The organism is Comamonas sp. SY3, assembly GCF_041730275.1.
Classification (GTDB): domain Bacteria; phylum Pseudomonadota; class Gammaproteobacteria; order Burkholderiales; family Burkholderiaceae_C; genus Comamonas; species Comamonas sediminis.
This window is the reverse complement of sequence record NZ_JBGTYN010000004.1, coordinates 168888-185828: the sequence shown is the minus strand read 5'-3', so window position 1 is coordinate 185828 and position 16941 is coordinate 168888. Positions and strand designations below refer to the sequence as shown.

The following is a 16941-nucleotide window of genomic DNA, read 5'->3' as shown; positions in this document are numbered from 1 at the left end:
TGCCTGGCCGTCATGCCGCTCCCGCCAAACGGGCAGCGCCACCCGCAGGCTGGCGGCGCGTGCGGGGGCCAGACAGCGTTCCATCACCTTATTGGGGGCGCATCTTGCGCACTTCGTCGTCGCTGGGCAGGTAGTCCTTGCCGTCGCGGTAGACATAGTCCACCAGCTCGCCCTTGCCACCCACGTTCTTGAGCTTGCCCACATAGGCGCCCATGGTGGACTGGTGGTCCTGCGCGCGCCAGGTGATCGGGCCAAAGGGCGACACCACCTGCAAGCCTTCAAAGGCCTTGATCAGCGCCTCGGTGTCGGTGCTGCCGGCCTTCCTGATGCCCTCGGCCAGCGACTTGATGCCGGCATAGCCAACGACCGAGCCCTGGCGCGGGTAGTCCTTGTACTTCGCCTGGTAGGCGTCAAAAAAGGCCTTGTGCTCGGGCGTCTTGAGGCTGTGCACCGGGTAGCCGGTGACGATCCAGCCATTGGGCGTTTCGGCCTTCAGGGTATCGAGGTACTCGGGCTCGCCGCTCAGCACGCTGACGACATCCCGCCCCTTGAACAGGCCGCGCGTATTGCCTTCGCGCACAAACTTGGTCAGGTCGGTGGCAAACAGCACGTTGAAGATCGCATCGGGCTTGGCATCGGCCAGCGCCTGCACAACGCTGCCGGCATCGACCTTGCCCAGCACCGTGGCCTGCTCGGTGACGAACTCCACATCCGGCTGGGCTGCCTTCATCTTGGCCTTGAACGTGGCGACCGAGGACTGGCCGTATTCGTAGTTGGGGTAGACGAGAGCCCAGCGCTTTTTCTTGAGCTTGAGCGCCTCTTCAACCAGCATCGACACCTGCATGTAGGTGGAGGGGCGCAGGCGGAAGGTGTAGGCATTGCCATTGCTCCAGACCATCTTGTCCGTCAACGGCTCGGTGGCCAGGTAGAAGAACTTGCGCTGCTTGGCAAAGTCGGTCAGCGCCATGCCGGTGTTCGACAGAAAACCGCCGGCCAGCACATCGACCTTTTCACGCGCAATCAGCTCCTCGGCCACACGCACCGTATCGCCCGGGTTGGCGTTGTCGTCGCGGGTGATCAGCGCGAGCTTCCTGCCATTCACGCCGCCCGCGCGGTTGACCTCGTCCACCGCCAGCTCCATACCCCGCTTGTAGGGCTCCAGAAACGCGGGCTGGTTCTTGTAGCTGTTGATCTCACCGATCTTGATCACACCGGCCGCCTGGGCAGCCGAGGCCCCCAGACCAGCGAGCACCAAGGCGCTGACAGTGCGCGACAACAGGGGGGTGCGGGCAGAAATACGCATGCAAAAGTCTCCAGGTGAGACCGGCCTCGCAGCGGAGGCAGGCGCTGATATTCAGGCCGCTATTGTGACGGCTTCCGCGCGCTGCCCGCAGCCGGGGCGGCAAAGGGCTGTCTGCACATGGATGCCAACGCAGTTTTGACCGCATGGTGCGACAGGTTTTGCGGCAGGCTGGGCGGCGTATGCTGCGATGTATTAATTGCTATTCGATCACATGTATTCGTATTTCATCTAATACTAATCTTATTAAGAATTAGCCATCATCGAGTCCTCTCCCCCAGACTTTGGACCCGTGGGCATATGGCATTGATTCAGACCTTCATCGCGTTGCTTGGCGATAGCGCAGTTCTCCGCAGCCAGCAGGACCTGGCCGGCCATGTGACCGACTGGCGCGGGCGCTACCAGGGCCAGGCCCAGTGCGTTGTGTTCCCGTCGACGACGGCGCAGGTCGCAGAGGTGGTCAAGCTCTGCCATGCCGCGCAGGTGCCGGTGGTGGCCCAGGGCGGCAATACCAGCCTCTGCGAAGGCGCGATTCCGCGCGCGGACTTGCCCGAGACCGTGGTCATCAACCTGGGCCGCATGCGCCAGGTGCGTGCGGTCGATCCGGCCAACAACTCCATGGTGGTCGATGCGGGCTGCGTGCTGCAGACCGTGCAGGAGACCGCCCGCAGCCATGGCCGGCTCTACCCGGTGAGCCTGGGTGCCGAAGGCTCCTGCCAGATCGGCGGCAACATTGCGACCAATGCCGGCGGCACGGGCGTGCTGCGCTATGGCAATACCCGCGAGAACGTACTGGGCCTCGAAGTGGTGCTGCCCGATGGCCGCATCTGGGAAGGGCTCTACGGCCTGCGCAAGAACAACACCGGTTTCGATCTCAAGCATTTGTTCATCGGCTCCGAAGGCAGCTTGGGCATCATCACCGGCGCGACGCTGAAGCTGCACCCACTGCCCACGGCGCGTGCGATGGCCTGGCTGGCGGTGGAATCGCCCCAGGCAGCCATAGCCATGCTGGCCCGCTTCCAGAGCCGCTGCAGTGCCTCGCTGTCGGCCTTTGAGATGCTCAACGATGTACAGCTGAACATTGTGCTGAACCATGTGGCCGACCGCCGCGCGCCGCTGAGCCCCGGCTACCCCTGGCATGTGCTGGTGGAGCTGACCGACACCTGCGACGAGGCCCTGCTGGCCGCCGCGCTGGAAGAGACCCTGTCGGCCGCCGCCGAAGAGGGCATGCTGCTGGATGCGGCCATCGCCACCAACGGCAAGCAGCAGGCCGACTGGTGGGAGGTGCGCCACAGCGTCTCCGAAGGCAACAAGAAGGCCGGCATCGGCATCAACACCGACCCGGCCGTGCCGCTGTCGGCCATCCCCGCGTTCATCAGCCAGGCCACGGCTGCCGCGCACCGCATCGTGCCGGGCGCGCCCATCATCATCGTCGCCCACCTGGGCGACGGCAATGTGCACTTCATCCCGCAGATGCAGTTTGCGCAGTGGCAGGCGCTCAGCCCCGCCGAGCAGGACCAGCTCTCGCACCGCGTCAAGCAGGCCGTCAACGAAGTGGCCTGCGCGCTGGCAGGCACCTTCAGCGCCGAGCATGGCATCGGCCAGGTGCTGACCGACGAGATGGCGCTGTTCAAGCCCGCCGTCGAGTTGGACTTGATGCATGCGATCAAGCGCGCCATCGATCCGCAGCAGCGCTTCAACCCCGGGCGCCTGCTGCCGCCCGCTCCCTGACCCCCTCCCTCCCTTGACTTCTCCTGCCTCTTCCTTCGAAAGGACACTTTATGACTGAGATCACTACCTCCCGTCGCACCGCACTGAAGGCGGCTGTGGCTGGCGCAGGCCTGATTGCTGCACCTGCCGTACTGCGCTATGCCCGTGCCACGTCCAAGCGTATCGTGGTGCGTGATGACGGCGGTATCTACACCAAGGCCTATGGCGCGGTGTACTACAAGCCATTCACGCAGAAGACCGGCATCGAAGTGGTGGGGGTGCAGGCAACGGCCGAGCCCGTGGCGCAGATCCGCAGCATGGTCGAGACCAAGAACTACACCTGGGACATGGCCAAGATCAGCCAGCCCGCGATCCTGCTGCTGACCGAAGGCGGCAAGGTGCTGCTGGAAAAGCATGGCCTGGAGAACGACCCCTTCGTCAAGACCATCCCGGCGCAGTACATGTCGCCCTACGGCGTGGGCACCAATGTCTACAGCACCGTGCTGGCCTACCGCGAAGAGGCCTTCAAGGGCCGCGCCGCGCCCAAGTCCTGGGCCGATTTCTGGAACGTCAAGGACTTCCCCGGCCGCCGTGGCATCCGCAAGCACCCGTTCGACACGCTGGAGCAGGCCGCGATGGCCTCGGGCGTGCCGGCCGCGCAGCTGTACCCGCTGGACCTGGACCGCGCCTTCAAGGCCCTCGATGCGATCAAGCCCAAGATCGACGTCTGGTGGAACTCCGGTGCGCAGGTCGAGCAGATGCTCAAGTCCGGCGAAGTGGACATGATCGCCACCTGGGTGTCGCGCCCGCAGTCGGCCAATGCCGATGGCGCCAAGATCGGCATCGTCTGGAACCAGAACATCTGGGGCGTGGACAGCTGGTCGATCCTGGCGGGCACGCCCAATGCAGACGCCTGCCGCGAGTTCATCAAGTTCGCGTCCGAGCCCCAGCGCATGGGCTCGCTCAGCCAGTACTTTGCCGCTGGCGTGACCCAGCCCGAGGCCTTCAAGTACATCAAGCCCGAGCTGGCCAAGGACTCGCCCACCTATCCCGACAACATCAAGAACGGCGTGCAGATCGATGCCAAGTACTGGGTGGCCAACCAGGCTGCGGTGATCGAGAAGTTCAACGGCTGGGTGCTGAAGTAAGCACTGCCCGCCACTGATGACGAACCCTGCGGAGCGGCGGCACAACACGCCGGCCTCCGCACAGGCACCCCCAGGTTCATTCGTTGCACCGCGGTGCAATGGAGTCCATTGAAATGAAGAACATAAAACTGTCGATTGCGGGTCTGACCAAGCGCTACGGCTCCTTTGTCGCGCTGCACCCCACCAACCTGGAAGTGCCTGAGGGCGAGTTCCTGACCCTGCTGGGCCCTTCGGGCTCGGGCAAGACCACCTTGCTGAGCATGATCGCCGGCCTGTCCGTGCCCGATGGCGGCCAGCTGCTGATCAACGGCAAGGACGTGACCTATGGCGCGCCCTATGAGCGCGACATCGGCATGGTGTTCCAGAACTATGCGCTGTTCCCGCACATGACGATTGCCGAGAACATCGCCTTTCCGCTGAAGATGCGCAAGCTGGACCGCGCCACCGCGATGAAGCGCGCACTGGAGGCGCTGGAGCTGGTGCACCTGCCCCATGTGGCGCAGCGTTTTCCGAAGGAACTCTCGGGCGGGCAGCAGCAGCGCATTGCGCTGGCGCGCTGCCTGGTCTACAAGCCGTCCATCGTGCTGATGGACGAGCCGCTGGGCGCGCTGGACAAGAAGCTGCGCGAGCACATGCAGCTGGAGATCAAGCGCATCCACCGCGAGGCCGGCACCACCATCGTCTATGTGACCCACGACCAGGAAGAGGCGATGACCATGTCGGACCGCATCTGCCTGATGAACGGCGGCCGCATCGAGCAGCTGGGCTCGCCGGCGGACCTGTACTTCCGCCCGCGCACACCGTTTGTGGCCGATTTTCTGGGCGAGAGCAATCTGTTCAAGGGCACCGTGGTGTCCAGCCAGGGCGGCCAGGCCCGCGTGGCCTTGAACGGCACCAACACCGAACTGCTGGCATCGGCCGACCAGCCGCTGACCACCGGCGCCAAGGTCTGCGTGATGGTGCGCCCGCAAAACATGGCGGCCGCTGCAGCCGCCCAGGGCGCCAGCGAACGCTTCAGCGGCCAGCTGCTCGACACGATGATCACCGGCAGCCTCACCAAGCTCTACCTGAAGGCGCCTGCCCTCAGCAGCGAGCCGGTGGTGCTGTCCTTCCCGACCTCCATCGCCAAGCATGACCATGCGCTGGGCAGCACCGTGGACTTTGGCTGGTCCAGCAGCGATGCCGTCGCCGTTCCGGAGCCCGCATGAACAGCGCCGCCACCCCCCGCGCGGCCTGGGTAAGGCCGCTGATGATGGCCGCACCGCTGGTCATGCTGTTTCTGGTGCTGCTGGTCTACCCGGTCGGCCAGTTGCTGCTGCTGAGCATCTACAGCGATGGCAGCTTCAAGTGGAACAACTACAGCCAGCTGTTCAGCTCCTCGGTCTACCTGGACACGATGTGGATCACGTTGAAGATCTCGCTGGTCACGGCGCTGCTGTCCATCGTCGGCGGCTACCCGATTGCCTATCTGGTCTCGTCCTTGCAAAAGGACAAGAAGAGCCGCTGGGTGTTCTGGATTCTGCTGTCCTTCTGGACCAGCTTTCTGGTGCGCGCCTTTGCCTGGATCGTGGTGCTGGGCCGCAATGGCCTGGCCAACCAGCTGCTGCTGGCGCTGGGCCTGCAGGATGCGCCCTCCAACATGCTCTACAGCTTTGGCGCCGTGCTGGTGGGCATGGTCCATGCGCTGATGCCGCTGGCCGTGCTGACCATGCTGTCGGTGATGGAGAACATCGACCGCAACCTGCCGCGCGCGGCGCTCACCCTGGGTGCGCGCCCAGGCACCGCGTTCTGGCGCGTCTACTTTCCGCTGTCCATGCCCGGTGTGGCAGCGGGCGCCATCATGGTGTTTGTCACCGCTGTGGGCTTCTTCATCGTGCCCCAGCTGCTGGGTGGCCGCAAGGAGACCATGATCACCCAGCTCATCATCGAGCAGGTGATGCAGGTGATGAACTGGGGCTTTGCCGGCGCCATCTCGGTGCTGCTGCTGATCGTGGTGCTGATCGTGTTTGCGGTCTATGACAAGGTGCTGGGCCTGTCGACGATGACGGGCGCGCAGTCCGACAAGAGCAACCACAGCAGCGGCTTCATGCGCCAGCTGTCCGAGACGGTGCTGGGCCTGCTGGGCAGCATCAGCGACCGCCTGATTGCGCTGGTGCCCCGCTCGCGCAAACGCGATCTGCAGCAAGGCGATTCGTTCGTGCTGCGCGCCAGCGTGGTGGCGCTGCTGGTGTTCCTGAGCGTGCCTGCGCTGCTGATGATCCCGATCTCGTTTGCCGACAAATCGGGCCTGAACTGGCCGCCCCAGGGCTTCACCCTGCAGCACTACCAGGACATGCTGGCCTCGCCGCTGTGGATCAACGCCACGGTGCGCAGCTTTGTCGTGGGCTTTTTTGCCGCGCTGGCGGCGATGGCCGTGGGCACGCCGGTGGCCTTTTTGCTGGTGCGCAGCCAGATGCGCGGCAAGGCCTTGCTGCTGGCCTTTGTGCTGTCGCCGCTGATCATCCCGCGCATGATCATTGCCGTAGGCATGTTCTATTTCTTCTCCAAGGTGGGCCTGGTGGGCACCTCGCTGGGTCTGGTGCTGGGGCATACCGTCATCGCCATCCCCTATGTGGTGATGACCATGATGGCCGTGCTGCGCAACTACGACACGCGCCTGGACATGGCCGCCCAGAGCCTGGGCGCCCGCCCCTGGCAGACCCTGCGCTATGTGACCTTCCCGATCATTGCCGCCGGCCTGACCTCGTCCTTCCTGTTTGCCTTTGCCACCTCGTTTGACGAGCTGACCATCTCGCTGTTTGCCTCCGGTGGCCTGAGCTCCACCCTGCCCAAGCAGTTCTGGGATGAAGTGACCCTGCAGATCTCGCCGGTGATCGCCGCCGTCTCGACCTGCCTGTTCGCCTTCATCGGCATTTTGATCACCTGTGCGGACTGGCTGCGTCGCCGCTCCGCCGCTTCTTTGAATTGATGAACCATGACTACACGTATCACCTCTGAGCAACTCCGCGGCATCTTCCCTGCACTGGCAACGCCGGTGACCGCCGACGGCCAGATCGACACCCAGGCCGTGCGCGCGCTGCTGGACCACCTGCAAGGCAGCGGCATCAGCGGCACCGTGCCGCTGGGCGGCACCGGCGAATACGGCGCGCTGTCGCGCACCGAACGGGCCCGCATGGTGGCCACCGTGCGCGAGCACCAATCCGCTGACCTGCCGGTGCTGGCTGGCGTGCTCGACCCCGGCTACCACGACGCCATTGCCTCCGGCCAGGCGCTGGCCGATGCCGGCGCAGACGCGCTGATGGTGCTGACGCCCTACTACACCACGCCGTCGCAGCAGGGCATTCGCGACTACTTCCTGCGCTATGCGGATGCGTCGCCGCTGCCGGTGGTGATCTACGAGATCCCTTACCGCACCCGCATCTCCATCGCTCCCGAAGTGCTGCATGAGCTCTCGCGCCACGAGAACATCATCGGCATGAAGGCCTGCAACACCGACATGTACCACTTCCTCAAGGTGGTCAAGGGCGTGGATGCCAGCTTTGCCGTGCTGAGCGGCGAGGACACCATCTTCCCCGCGCAGATGCTCTGCGGCGCCCAGGGCGGCATCATCGTGACGGCCAACCTGCTGCCCAAGACGTGGACCCGCATGTACGCGCTGCTGACCAGTGGCCAGACCCAGGAAGCGCTGGCACTGCACCAGGAGCTGATCGGCCTGTTGGACCTGGCCTTTGCCGAGACCAACCCGGGCCCGATGAAGTCGGTCTGGGACCTGGTGGGCGTGCAGGCGCCGCACCTGCTGGCCCCGCTGGTCGATTGCAACCCCGAGCTGTCCGCCCGCCTGCGCCAGGTGCTGACGGCCCAGCTGCAGGCTGAGCACGCGCTGGCCTGAGCGAGCACCCGCCATGCTGCCCGCCATCAAAGACTACCGGGAGCTGGCGCGCCGGCGCCTGTCCCGCTTCGCTTTTGACTACCTCGAAGGCGGCGCGGAAGACGGCCGCAGCATGGCGCGCAACCTCGCCTCCTGGGGCGATGTCACCTTCTTGCCGCGCACCATGGTCGATGTCAGCCAGGTGGATACCAGCATCACCCTGTTTGGCCGCCAACAGGCGATGCCGGCCTTTGTCGGGCCCACCGGTCTGAACGGCTTGTACTGGCCCCAGGCCGAGCAGGTGCTGGCCCGCGCCGCGCATGCAGCTGGCCTGCCCTTTGTGATGTCGACGGCCTCCACATCCTTGCTGGAAGATGTGCGCGCCGCCAGCCCGGGCGATCTGTGGCTGCAGCTCTATGTGCAAAAGGACCGCCGCATCGCGCAGAGCATGATGGCCCGCGCGCAGGCAGCGGGCTTCAGCGCGCTGATGCTGACGGTGGACACCATGGTGCATGGCAAGCGCGACCACGATGTGCGCAACGGCTTTCGCATGCCCGTGCCCTGGACGCCCCGGCTGCTGGCCGACCTGCTCAGCCACCCGCGCTGGTGCCTGCGCATGCTGCGCCAGGGCGGCTCGCCGCAGCTGGTCAACCTGGCACGCAGCGCCGGGGTCGAGAGCAATATCCAGAAGCAGGCCGCCGCGATGAGCCGCGAGATGGACATGGGCCTGCGCTGGGAAGACCTGGCCTGGGTGCGCCGCCACTGGAAGGGGCCCGTCATCGTCAAGGGCCTGCTCAGCGCCGATGATGCCCGGCGCGCGCTGCAGGCTGGCGCCGACGGCATCGTGGTCAGCAACCACGGCGGGCGGCAGCTGGAGTGCGCACCCGCACCGATGGCGCAATTGCCGCAGATTGCCGACGCGGTTCATGGCAAGATGCATATCTTTGTCGACGGCGGGGTGCGCCGCGGCAGCGACATCGCCAAAGCCCGGGCGCTGGGGGCCGATGCCGTCCTGCTGGGGCGTGCGCCGCTCTACGGACTGGCCGCACGCGGCCCCCAGGGCGTGGCCGAGGTTCTGGAGATACTGCGCACCGAGTTCGAGACGACCCTCAGACTGCTGGGCGCGCCGCAGGCCACAAGCCTGAACGCGACCTTCATGCAAGACCATTAGACAGTGACCCGAGACAGCCGCTTTTTACGATGCCTAAAAACACCCACAGCATTGCCGAGCCCGTAGCAAGCGTTGAACCCTCCGCCCGTGAATCCTCATTGTTCGTGGGCTCCCTGGCCAAGGCCTTCCAGGTGCTGGAAGCCTTTCGCGACACCCACCGCGAGATGTCGCTGGCCGAGATTGCCCGGGCCGCCCAGCTCGACCGCAGCGCCACCCAGCGCATTGTTTTCACATTGGAGAACCTGCGCTACATCCGCCGCCTGCCCGGCTCCAACCAGTACACACTCGCGCCCGAGGTGCTGCGCCTGTCGTACAACTACCTGCGCTCGCAACGCATCGTCGAGCGGGCCTATCCCTACCTGATCGAGATGACCCACACCCTGGGCGAGACCTCGAACCTGCAGGAGATGGATGGCAACGAGGTGGTCTTCATCGCCAAGGTGCCGGGCCGCTACATCTACAACTCGGACTTTGCCGTGGGCTCGCGCCTGCCTGCGGCCTATACCGCATCGGGACGCGCGATGATGGCCAAGCTGCCGGTGGACGAGCGCCTGCGCCTGATCGGATCGACGCCGCTGGTCAAGATCACCGCCCAGACCATGACCGACCCCGAAGAGCTGCTGCGCCGCATCGAAGACGCCGAGCGCGACGGCTATGCGATCGTGCAGAACCAGACCGTGGTGGGCGATATCTCGGTGGCTGCCGCCATCACCGGCCGGGGCGGTGTGCCCATTGGCGCGATCACCATCTCGGCCCCCTCCACGCGCTGGGGCACGGCGAAGGCCGAGGCCGAGCTGTTGCCCCATGTGCTGCTGGCGGCGACCTCGATTTCCAACATCCTGGATAACTTCTAGGGATGCTCTGCAAAACCCTCGCCAAGCGGGATGGACGCGGATCGCCCGAGCCCGCGTTCAGACCACGGCAGGGAGTTTTGCAGAGGGTCCCTAGGCCATGGGTCTTATTGCGATAGACCGAAAATAGGCACTGGTTCACCGAAAAACCCCGTTCACAACGCGCCGATATGTCCATATGACGTTTAAGTTGTATGAATAGTGAACAATAGCGTTTATAGATATACACAAGACTAACTGAGTACTGCACTGCTATGAGCGCCTTTCTCGAAGAACGTGTCCTGTCTGTTCACCACTGGACCGATCGTTTGTTCTCCTTCACGACCACCCGTGATCCCGCGCTGCGTTTCTCCAGCGGCCACTTCACGATGATCGGCCTGAAGGTCGACGGCAAGAACCTGCTGCGCGCCTATTCCATCGCCAGCCCCAACTACGAAGAGCACCTGGAGTTCCTGTCGATCAAGGTCGATGACGGCCCGCTCACCAGCAAGCTCCAGCACATCCAGGTGGGTGACACCATCATCGTCGGCAAGAAGCCCACGGGCACCTTGCTGGTCGACTACCTGCTGCCTGGCAAGAACCTGTACCTGATCGGCACCGGCACCGGCCTGGCGCCGTGGCTGTCGGTGGCGCGCGACCCCGAGACCTATGACCACTTTGAAAAGGTCGTCGTCGTGCATGGCGTGCGCCAGGTCCAGGAACTGGCCTACCAGAAGCTGCTGGAAGAGGAGCTGCCCAACCATGAGTTCCTCGGCGAAATTGTCAAGGACAAGCTGGTGTACTACCCCACGGTGACGCGCGAGCCTTTCCGCAACCAGGGCCGTATCTCCAACCAGATCACCGCCGGCACCTTCCCGCAGAACATCGGCCTGCCCGAACTGAACCCGGACACCGACCGCGTGATGCTCTGCGGCAGCCCCGCGATGCTCGCCGAGCTCAAGGAACTGCTGGAAGCCAGGGGCTTCAAGGAAGGCAATACCTCGACGCCAGGCGACTTTGTGGTGGAACGCGCCTTCGTCGAGAAGTAAGCAGCGCCCCGCCCGCCCAATGAAAAACGACCCTCGGGTCGTTTTTTGTTGCCTGCAGCACGCGTGGCTCAGATCAGCTGCTCGGTGTAGAAATTGCCACCGTGGTAGAGCAGCGGCGGCACGCCCGCCACATGCTGGCAATGCGCCACCTCGCCGACGAGGATCACATGGTCGCCCGCATCATGGTGGGGGCCGTTGCGGCACTCAAAACTGGCAATGGCGCCGGCCAGCAGCGGCACGCCGGTGACGCCCATCTCAAACTCCACGCCCGCCCAGCGGTCAATGCCCTTGCGGCTGAACTGCAAGGCCAACGCCTTCTGGTGCGCGCCCATCACATTGATCGCGTAGTGGCTGACGGTCTCGAACACCGGCATCGAGCTGGCCGTCTTCATCAGGCTCCACAGCACCAGCGGCGGTGTGAGCGATGCGGAATTGAAGGAGCTGATCGTCAGCCCGACCTTGTTGCCATCGGGCGCCAGCGCTGTCACCACGGCCACCCCGGTGGCGAACTGGCCCAGCGCATTGCGAAACTCACGTTCGGAAAACGAGGCAGAAGCGGGTGATTGCAGGTGTTCAGGAGGCAGGGAGCGGTTCACGGGGCAGGCAGACGGCAGGGGCAGATGCCATGCCGTCAAAAGCATGGATAAGGGCCATTATCGGCCAGCAGGCGAGGCCCCTGCGGGCGTAGGTGCTTGAAAACAAGGCAGACGGGCCGCATCTGCGAGGGAAACACTCGGCGAAAAGCACACCTATGTCCCTGATTCCCAATTTTGCGATGCTTGGCAGCGGCCCGACGGTGCTGATGCTCCACGATGCCGACACCGACCATCTGGGCTTTGCCCCACAGGTGGAGTTGCTCGCCAGCCAGGGCTACCGCGCCATCGCCTGGGACATGCCCGGCTACCACGCCAACCCACCGCCCTATGGCGGCTACAGCCTGAAGGCGCTGGCTGCCACGGCCGATGGCCTGCTGGAAGCGCTGAAGATTGGCCGCGCCCATATCGTCGGCCATGGCATGGGCGCCATGGTGGCCGCCGAGCTGGCTTTGCGCCACCCCACCCGCGTGCGCAGCCTGACCCTGGTGGCCGGCGGCCCGGCACTGGAGGCCGACAGCCAGCAGCACTGGGTGCAGACGCGCCAGCAACTGCTGGCCCAGTGCCAGCAGCAGGCCAGCACCGAGCCGGTGCAGATGCAGCGTTTTGCCGAGCTGCTGGTGCAGCTGCAATCGGGCCAGCAGGCCTTGCCCGAAGGCCTGCAGCTGGCGCGCCATGCGATCACCCAGATCCAGCCGCTGGCCTATGGCCGCATGCTGGAGATGCTGGCCGGCCCCAGCACCCTGGCCGAACGCCTGCCCCACCTCAGCCAGCGCTGCCTGCTGGTGAGCGGCGGCCAGGATGTGTGCATGCCACCCCAGCGCATGCAGGCGCTGGCAGACCTGCTGCCCCAGGCCCGGCACGAAAGCCTAGAAGGCGTTGGCCACTGGCCCCAGCTGGAGAGCCCGGATGCCTTCGAAGGCCTGCTGCTCGATTTTTTGGCGACCCAGCGTGCGACGGTTCACTAGGAAAAACCCGTAAGCCGGCCGCCTGCGATGGCCGTTTGCCTCTGCAGGTGGTTGACTCGCCATGCTGGCAATGCAGCCTGCTTGGCGCCACCGGGGCAAAAAACTGGCATGCTATGGGGTTTGGCGTGCAGCCCGTCACTTTGTCCTGGAGCCTCTCCAGGCTGGCGGACGGCCACCATGACCGGCAGCGGCTCCCCCACAGAACGCTGCTGTCCCTGTTGCCAACTGAAGGATTAGTCCCGTGTCCCCCTCTTCCCTGAGCTTTGCCGTCACCCCATCGAGCCAGCCACGCAGCGTCCAAGAGCGCGCCAAGATTCTCGACAACCCGGGTTTTGGTCTGCACTTCACCGACCACATGGTCTCGGTGCACTGGGACAAAGAGGGTGGCTGGCGCGATGCGGCCGTGACCCCTTACGGCCCGATTGCGCTGGACCCCGCTGCCGCCGTGCTGCACTACGGCCAGGAAATCTTTGAAGGCATCAAGGCCTACCGCCATGCGGACGGCTCGGTCTGGACCTTCCGCCCCCAAGCCAATGCCGAGCGCCTGCAGCGCTCCGCCCGCCGCCTGGCCCTGCCCGAGCTGCCGGTCGACATCTTTGTGGAATCGCTCAAGCAGATCATCGCTGTGGACAAGGACTGGGTGCCCAGCGGCAACGAAGCCAGCCTGTACCTGCGCCCGTTCATGATCGGTGACGAAGTCTTCCTGGGCGTGCGCAGCGCCCACAAGGCCACCTACTACGTGATCGCATGCCCCGCAGGCCCCTACTTTGCCAAGGGCGTGGCGCCCGTGGCGATCTGGCTGTCCACCGACTTTGCCCGCGCGGCCAAGGGCGGCACCGGCGCTGCCAAGTGCGGCGGCAACTATGCCGCCTCGCTGCTGCCCCAGCAGCAAGCCCAGGACAACGGCTGCTCGCAGGTGCTGTTTCTCGATCCTGCCGAGGGCAAGTACCTCGAGGAGCTGGGCGGCATGAACGTGTTCCTGGTCTACGGCAAGCAAAACAAGCTGGTCACGCCTGCGCTGTCGGGCAGCATTCTGGAAGGCATCACTCGCGACTCGCTGCTGCAACTGGCACGCGACCGTGGCATGGTGGTCGAAGAGCGCAAGATCGCCGTTGACGAGTGGAAGCAAGGCGTGGCCTCCGGTGAGATCACCGAAGTGTTTGCCTGCGGCACCGCTGCCGTCATCACCCCCATCGGCCAGCTCAAGGGCGAAGGCTTCTCGGTGGGCGACCTGTCGGCACCGGCTGGCGAAGTCACGATGGCGCTGCGCAAGGAGCTGACCGACATCCAGTACGGCCGCGCCCCGGACCGCCACGGCTGGCTGGTGCGTCTGGACGCGTAAGCGTTTCATTCGCGCATATACACACCCGCCCAGCACTTGCTGAGGCGGGTTTTTTCATGCGAATCTTGATGGAGCCATTCACATGTTCGTCTCCCGAGGCTTTGGAGAACGCATTGAGGTAAGCGGCAGCTCTGATATTGAAGCTATGCACTTCGACCAAGATGGCTTACGTATCTACATCGCTCAAGAGCGCGACCATCAGGACATCATTTCCGGCTTAATCGTTGAATTCGCAGGCGCGCGAAAATTCCGATGTCTTGACGAGTCAGATATAGCCGATTATCTGGCCTCTCCAGAATTCATTCACGGTTACAACGTACTGGAGGTTTTGGCGGGAGGCTGGTCTGCAGAAATCCACAGCCTGTCAGGTTATGGATGCGGACTGAGAGAGTGGCTAGTTGCAACCGGCAATCTATGCATCAGCGTCATCAGCGGAGAAGAGCCACTGATACGACAACTGCGCTGGTCCTTAGACAAAGGACCGCAAGCGTAAGCAGGCAACCGGCCAGGATTTGCCTTTAGCACTAATAGGCTGCTGCAATTTGCTGGGCCTCCCCCTCAAAGCCGTAGAAACCAAACTGCATGTCCGGCATGCGACCGCTCACCAGCTCGGCCATGGCCTTGCCGCTGCCGGCACCATGGGTCCAGCCCAGGGTGCCATGACCGGCATTGATCCAGAGCTTGCCGATCTTGGTGCGGCCAATGAACGGGATATTCGTGGGGGTGGCAGGACGCAGGCCGGTCCAGAACTGCGGGTTGCCGCCCTGCTCGGGCAGGCGGGTATCGCAGACGCCGGGCATCAGCTCCTCGATGCGGCGCGCCAGCATGTGGCAGCGGGCCTTGGCCAGCGGGCTGTCCAGCGAGCTGTCAAAACCGTTGAGCTCGATGGTGCCGGCCACGCGCAGCTGGTTGCCCAGCCGGCTCATCGCCAGCTTGTTGCCGTCGTCGATGCAGCTGACAAAGGGCGCAGCCTCGGGCTTGAGGATCGGCAAGGTGGCGCTGTAGCCCTTGCCGGGGTAGATGGCGACGTTCAGGCCCACGGTACGCAGCAGCGGCGCGGTGTAGCTGCCGCAGGCGACGATGACGGCATCGCCCTGCAAGGTGCGTGGGCGGCTGTCTGCACCCGCTGCGGTGGCGCGCACGGTGACGGAATCGATCGCGCCGCCCGCCACATTCAGCCGCTCGACCCGGTGGTTGTAGAGAAACTGCACACCGCCCTGGGCACAGAGCTGGGCGAGCTTTTGCGTGAACACGCGGGCGTCGCCGCTTTCATCGCTCTCGGTAAAGGTGCCACCCTTGATGTGCGCGGCATAGGGCTTGAAGGCGGGCTCGATCTTCAGAAACTCTTCGGTGCTGACCATGCGGCGGTTCACACCGTACTCGCGCATCAGATCGACGGCCATCTGTGCATCCTGCACCGCTTCGTCGCTGGTGAAGAAGTGGGCAATGCCGCGTTCGAGCCGGTTGAACTCAATGCCGGTCTGCGCCACCACGGCCTTCAACGCGCTGTGGCTGTAGGCACCGAGCGCGACGATCTGCTGCACATTGCGGGCAAAGGAGCGGTCATTGCACTCGGCCAGAAACTGGGTGAGCCAGCGCCATTGCTGCGGATCGGCATGGGGGCGCAGCAGCAGCGGTGCCTCTTTGTCGAACATCCACTTGAGCGCCTTGAGCGGGGCATGCTTGTTCGCCCAGGGCTCGCAGTAGCTCACCGAGATCTGCGCGGCATTGGCAAAGCTGGTCTCCAGCGCCGCGTCCGGTTGGCGGTCCACGACGGTGACGTCGTGGCCGAGTTGCAGCAAATGCCAGGCAGTGCTGGTGCCGATGATGCCGGCGCCGAGGATGATGACTTTCATGGCTCTCAGTGTCTGGCATCTTGGCTGTAACATAAAGTGCAATTAAACTTCTTCAGGATTCATCAGTTCTACTAATACTGGAGCCCCATGAGCAACCTGGACCCGGTCGCGCTGGAATGCCTGGCCGCCGTGATTGAAGAAGGCGGTTTCGAGAAGGCCGCTGTGCGACTGAATGTGACGCAATCGGCGGTCTCGCAGCGGCTGCGCGCGCTGGAGGCACAGATCGGCTCGGTGCTGGTGGTGCGCAGCCGTCCGCTGCGCCCGACCGCTGCGGGCCAGTTGCTGCTCAAGCACACCCAGCAGCTGCGGCTGCTGCGCACCGACCTGGAGCAGGAACTGCACAGCCTGCTGCCCCACGCCATGGGCCGCAGCGCCCATGACGAGGCCATCTCGATCGCCATCAATGCCGACAGCATTGCCACCTGGGCGCTGGATGCGCTGCAGGACATCGCGCTGCAGCAGCTGCCGCTGGAGATCATCACCGACGACCAGGACCACACGTTGGAGCTGCTGCGCACCGGGGAGGTGCTGGGCTGTGTCACGACGATGCCCAGAGCCTTGCGCGGCTGCCGCGTGACGGCGCTGGGCGCGATGCACTACATCGCCGTGGCCTCACCCGCCTTCGCCGAGCAGCATGTGCCGCAGGGGATCAACCGCAGCAACTTCAAGCACCTGCCGTTTCTCAGCTACAACCGCAAGGACGACATGCAGCGCGTGTTTGTTGCCCGCGCGATGGGGCTCAAGACGGTGGGACTGCACCAGCTCTACGTTCCCAACTCCGAAGCCCAGGTGCGCGCCGTGGCCGCCGGCTGGGGCGTGGGCGTGGTGCCCGAGTTGCTCGCCCGTCCCTACCTGGCCGATGGCCGCCTGGTCAATGTGGCCGAGGCCCAGGTGCTGCGCGTTGATCTGTTCTGGCACTGCTGGAATCTGCAGTCGGCCTTGCTCAGCGCGCTGAGCGATGCGATGGTGCACAGCGCCAAGGGCAGCCTGGCGCCGCCCACCGCAGCCGCGCGCGCCACCGTCAAGGCATAAAAAAACTGCCTGCACCCCCTGGGGTGCAAGCAGTTTCCGGATGACCACCGGTATTCATTGCACCGGTGGTTCCA

15 protein-coding genes are annotated in these 16941 nt (G+C 64.5%); 12 read left to right on the top strand and 3 right to left on the bottom strand.

The window, feature by feature from the left end:
- Positions 1 to 88: 88 nt before the first annotated feature.
- On the bottom strand, positions 89 to 1303 hold the full coding sequence (locus ACCQ08_RS07430) for an ABC transporter substrate-binding protein (RefSeq protein ID WP_373449355.1): 1215 nt from the start codon (positions 1301 to 1303) through the stop codon (positions 89 to 91).
- Positions 1304 to 1600: 297 nt separating this feature from the next.
- Between ACCQ08_RS07430 and ACCQ08_RS07425 the strand changes: the two genes are divergently transcribed.
- From ACCQ08_RS07425 to ACCQ08_RS07390, 8 genes are all read left to right on the top strand, one after another.
- A complete protein-coding gene (locus ACCQ08_RS07425; protein ID WP_373449354.1) occupies positions 1601 to 3031 on the top strand; it encodes an FAD-binding oxidoreductase in 1431 nt (476 codons plus the stop codon).
- 50 nt (positions 3032 to 3081) lie between these two features.
- Positions 3082 to 4158: an ABC transporter substrate-binding protein gene (locus tag ACCQ08_RS07420; protein ID WP_239810176.1), complete on the top strand. Its 1077-nt coding sequence runs from the start codon at positions 3082 to 3084 to the stop codon at positions 4156 to 4158.
- Between the two features lie 113 nt (positions 4159 to 4271).
- A complete protein-coding gene (locus tag ACCQ08_RS07415) occupies positions 4272 to 5366 on the top strand; it encodes an ABC transporter ATP-binding protein (protein ID WP_312414134.1) in 1095 nt (364 codons plus the stop codon).
- A complete protein-coding gene (locus ACCQ08_RS07410) occupies positions 5363 to 7126 on the top strand; it encodes an ABC transporter permease subunit (RefSeq protein ID WP_312461869.1) in 1764 nt (587 codons plus the stop codon). Before ACCQ08_RS07415 ends, ACCQ08_RS07410 begins: the two co-directional genes overlap by 4 nt.
- 6 nt (positions 7127 to 7132) lie before the next feature.
- On the top strand, positions 7133 to 8047 hold the full coding sequence (dapA, locus tag ACCQ08_RS07405; RefSeq protein WP_312526099.1) for a 4-hydroxy-tetrahydrodipicolinate synthase: 915 nt from the start codon (positions 7133 to 7135) through the stop codon (positions 8045 to 8047).
- Positions 8048 to 8060: 13 nt separating this feature from the next.
- Positions 8061 to 9197 (top strand): alpha-hydroxy acid oxidase, encoded by a 1137-nt coding sequence (locus ACCQ08_RS07400; RefSeq protein WP_239810172.1) that lies wholly within the window; start codon positions 8061 to 8063, stop codon positions 9195 to 9197.
- A gap of 29 nt (positions 9198 to 9226) precedes the next feature.
- Entirely contained in the window at positions 9227 to 10051 is an 825-nt protein-coding gene (locus ACCQ08_RS07395; RefSeq protein ID WP_312414140.1) for an IclR family transcriptional regulator, read from the top strand.
- Between the two features lie 251 nt (positions 10052 to 10302).
- Positions 10303 to 11076, top strand: a complete 774-nt coding sequence (locus tag ACCQ08_RS07390; protein WP_239810170.1) for a ferredoxin--NADP reductase — start codon at positions 10303 to 10305, stop codon at positions 11074 to 11076.
- A gap of 68 nt (positions 11077 to 11144) precedes the next feature.
- Here ACCQ08_RS07390 and ACCQ08_RS07385 read toward each other — a convergent pair whose 3' ends face one another.
- Complete coding sequence (locus tag ACCQ08_RS07385) at positions 11145 to 11672, bottom strand: flavin reductase family protein (RefSeq protein WP_373449353.1); 528 nt, start codon at positions 11670 to 11672, stop codon at positions 11145 to 11147.
- 155 nt (positions 11673 to 11827) lie between these two features.
- On the opposite strand from ACCQ08_RS07385, the gene ACCQ08_RS07380 reads away from it, so the two are divergent.
- The 3 genes from ACCQ08_RS07380 (at position 11828) to ACCQ08_RS07370 (ending at position 14472) form a co-directional block, all read left to right on the top strand.
- The gene (locus ACCQ08_RS07380; RefSeq protein ID WP_239810168.1) at positions 11828 to 12637 is read left to right on the top strand and encodes an alpha/beta fold hydrolase; all 810 of its coding nucleotides are present in this window, start codon (positions 11828 to 11830) and stop codon (positions 12635 to 12637) included.
- Between the two features lie 241 nt (positions 12638 to 12878).
- Positions 12879 to 13979: a branched-chain amino acid aminotransferase gene (locus tag ACCQ08_RS07375; protein ID WP_239810167.1), complete on the top strand. Its 1101-nt coding sequence runs from the start codon at positions 12879 to 12881 to the stop codon at positions 13977 to 13979.
- 82 nt (positions 13980 to 14061) lie between these two features.
- Positions 14062 to 14472, top strand: a complete 411-nt coding sequence (locus ACCQ08_RS07370) for a hypothetical protein (RefSeq protein ID WP_312461872.1) — start codon at positions 14062 to 14064, stop codon at positions 14470 to 14472.
- A 31-nt stretch (positions 14473 to 14503) separates the two neighbouring features.
- Here the strand turns inward: ACCQ08_RS07370 and ACCQ08_RS07365 are convergent, their stop codons facing one another.
- On the bottom strand, positions 14504 to 15868 hold the full coding sequence (locus ACCQ08_RS07365; protein WP_373449352.1) for a D-amino acid dehydrogenase: 1365 nt from the start codon (positions 15866 to 15868) through the stop codon (positions 14504 to 14506).
- 54 nt (positions 15869 to 15922) lie between these two features.
- Between ACCQ08_RS07365 and ACCQ08_RS07360 the strand changes: the two genes are divergently transcribed.
- Entirely contained in the window at positions 15923 to 16867 is a 945-nt protein-coding gene (locus ACCQ08_RS07360) for a LysR family transcriptional regulator ArgP (protein ID WP_230773667.1), read from the top strand.
- Positions 16868 to 16941: the final 74 nt, after the last annotated feature.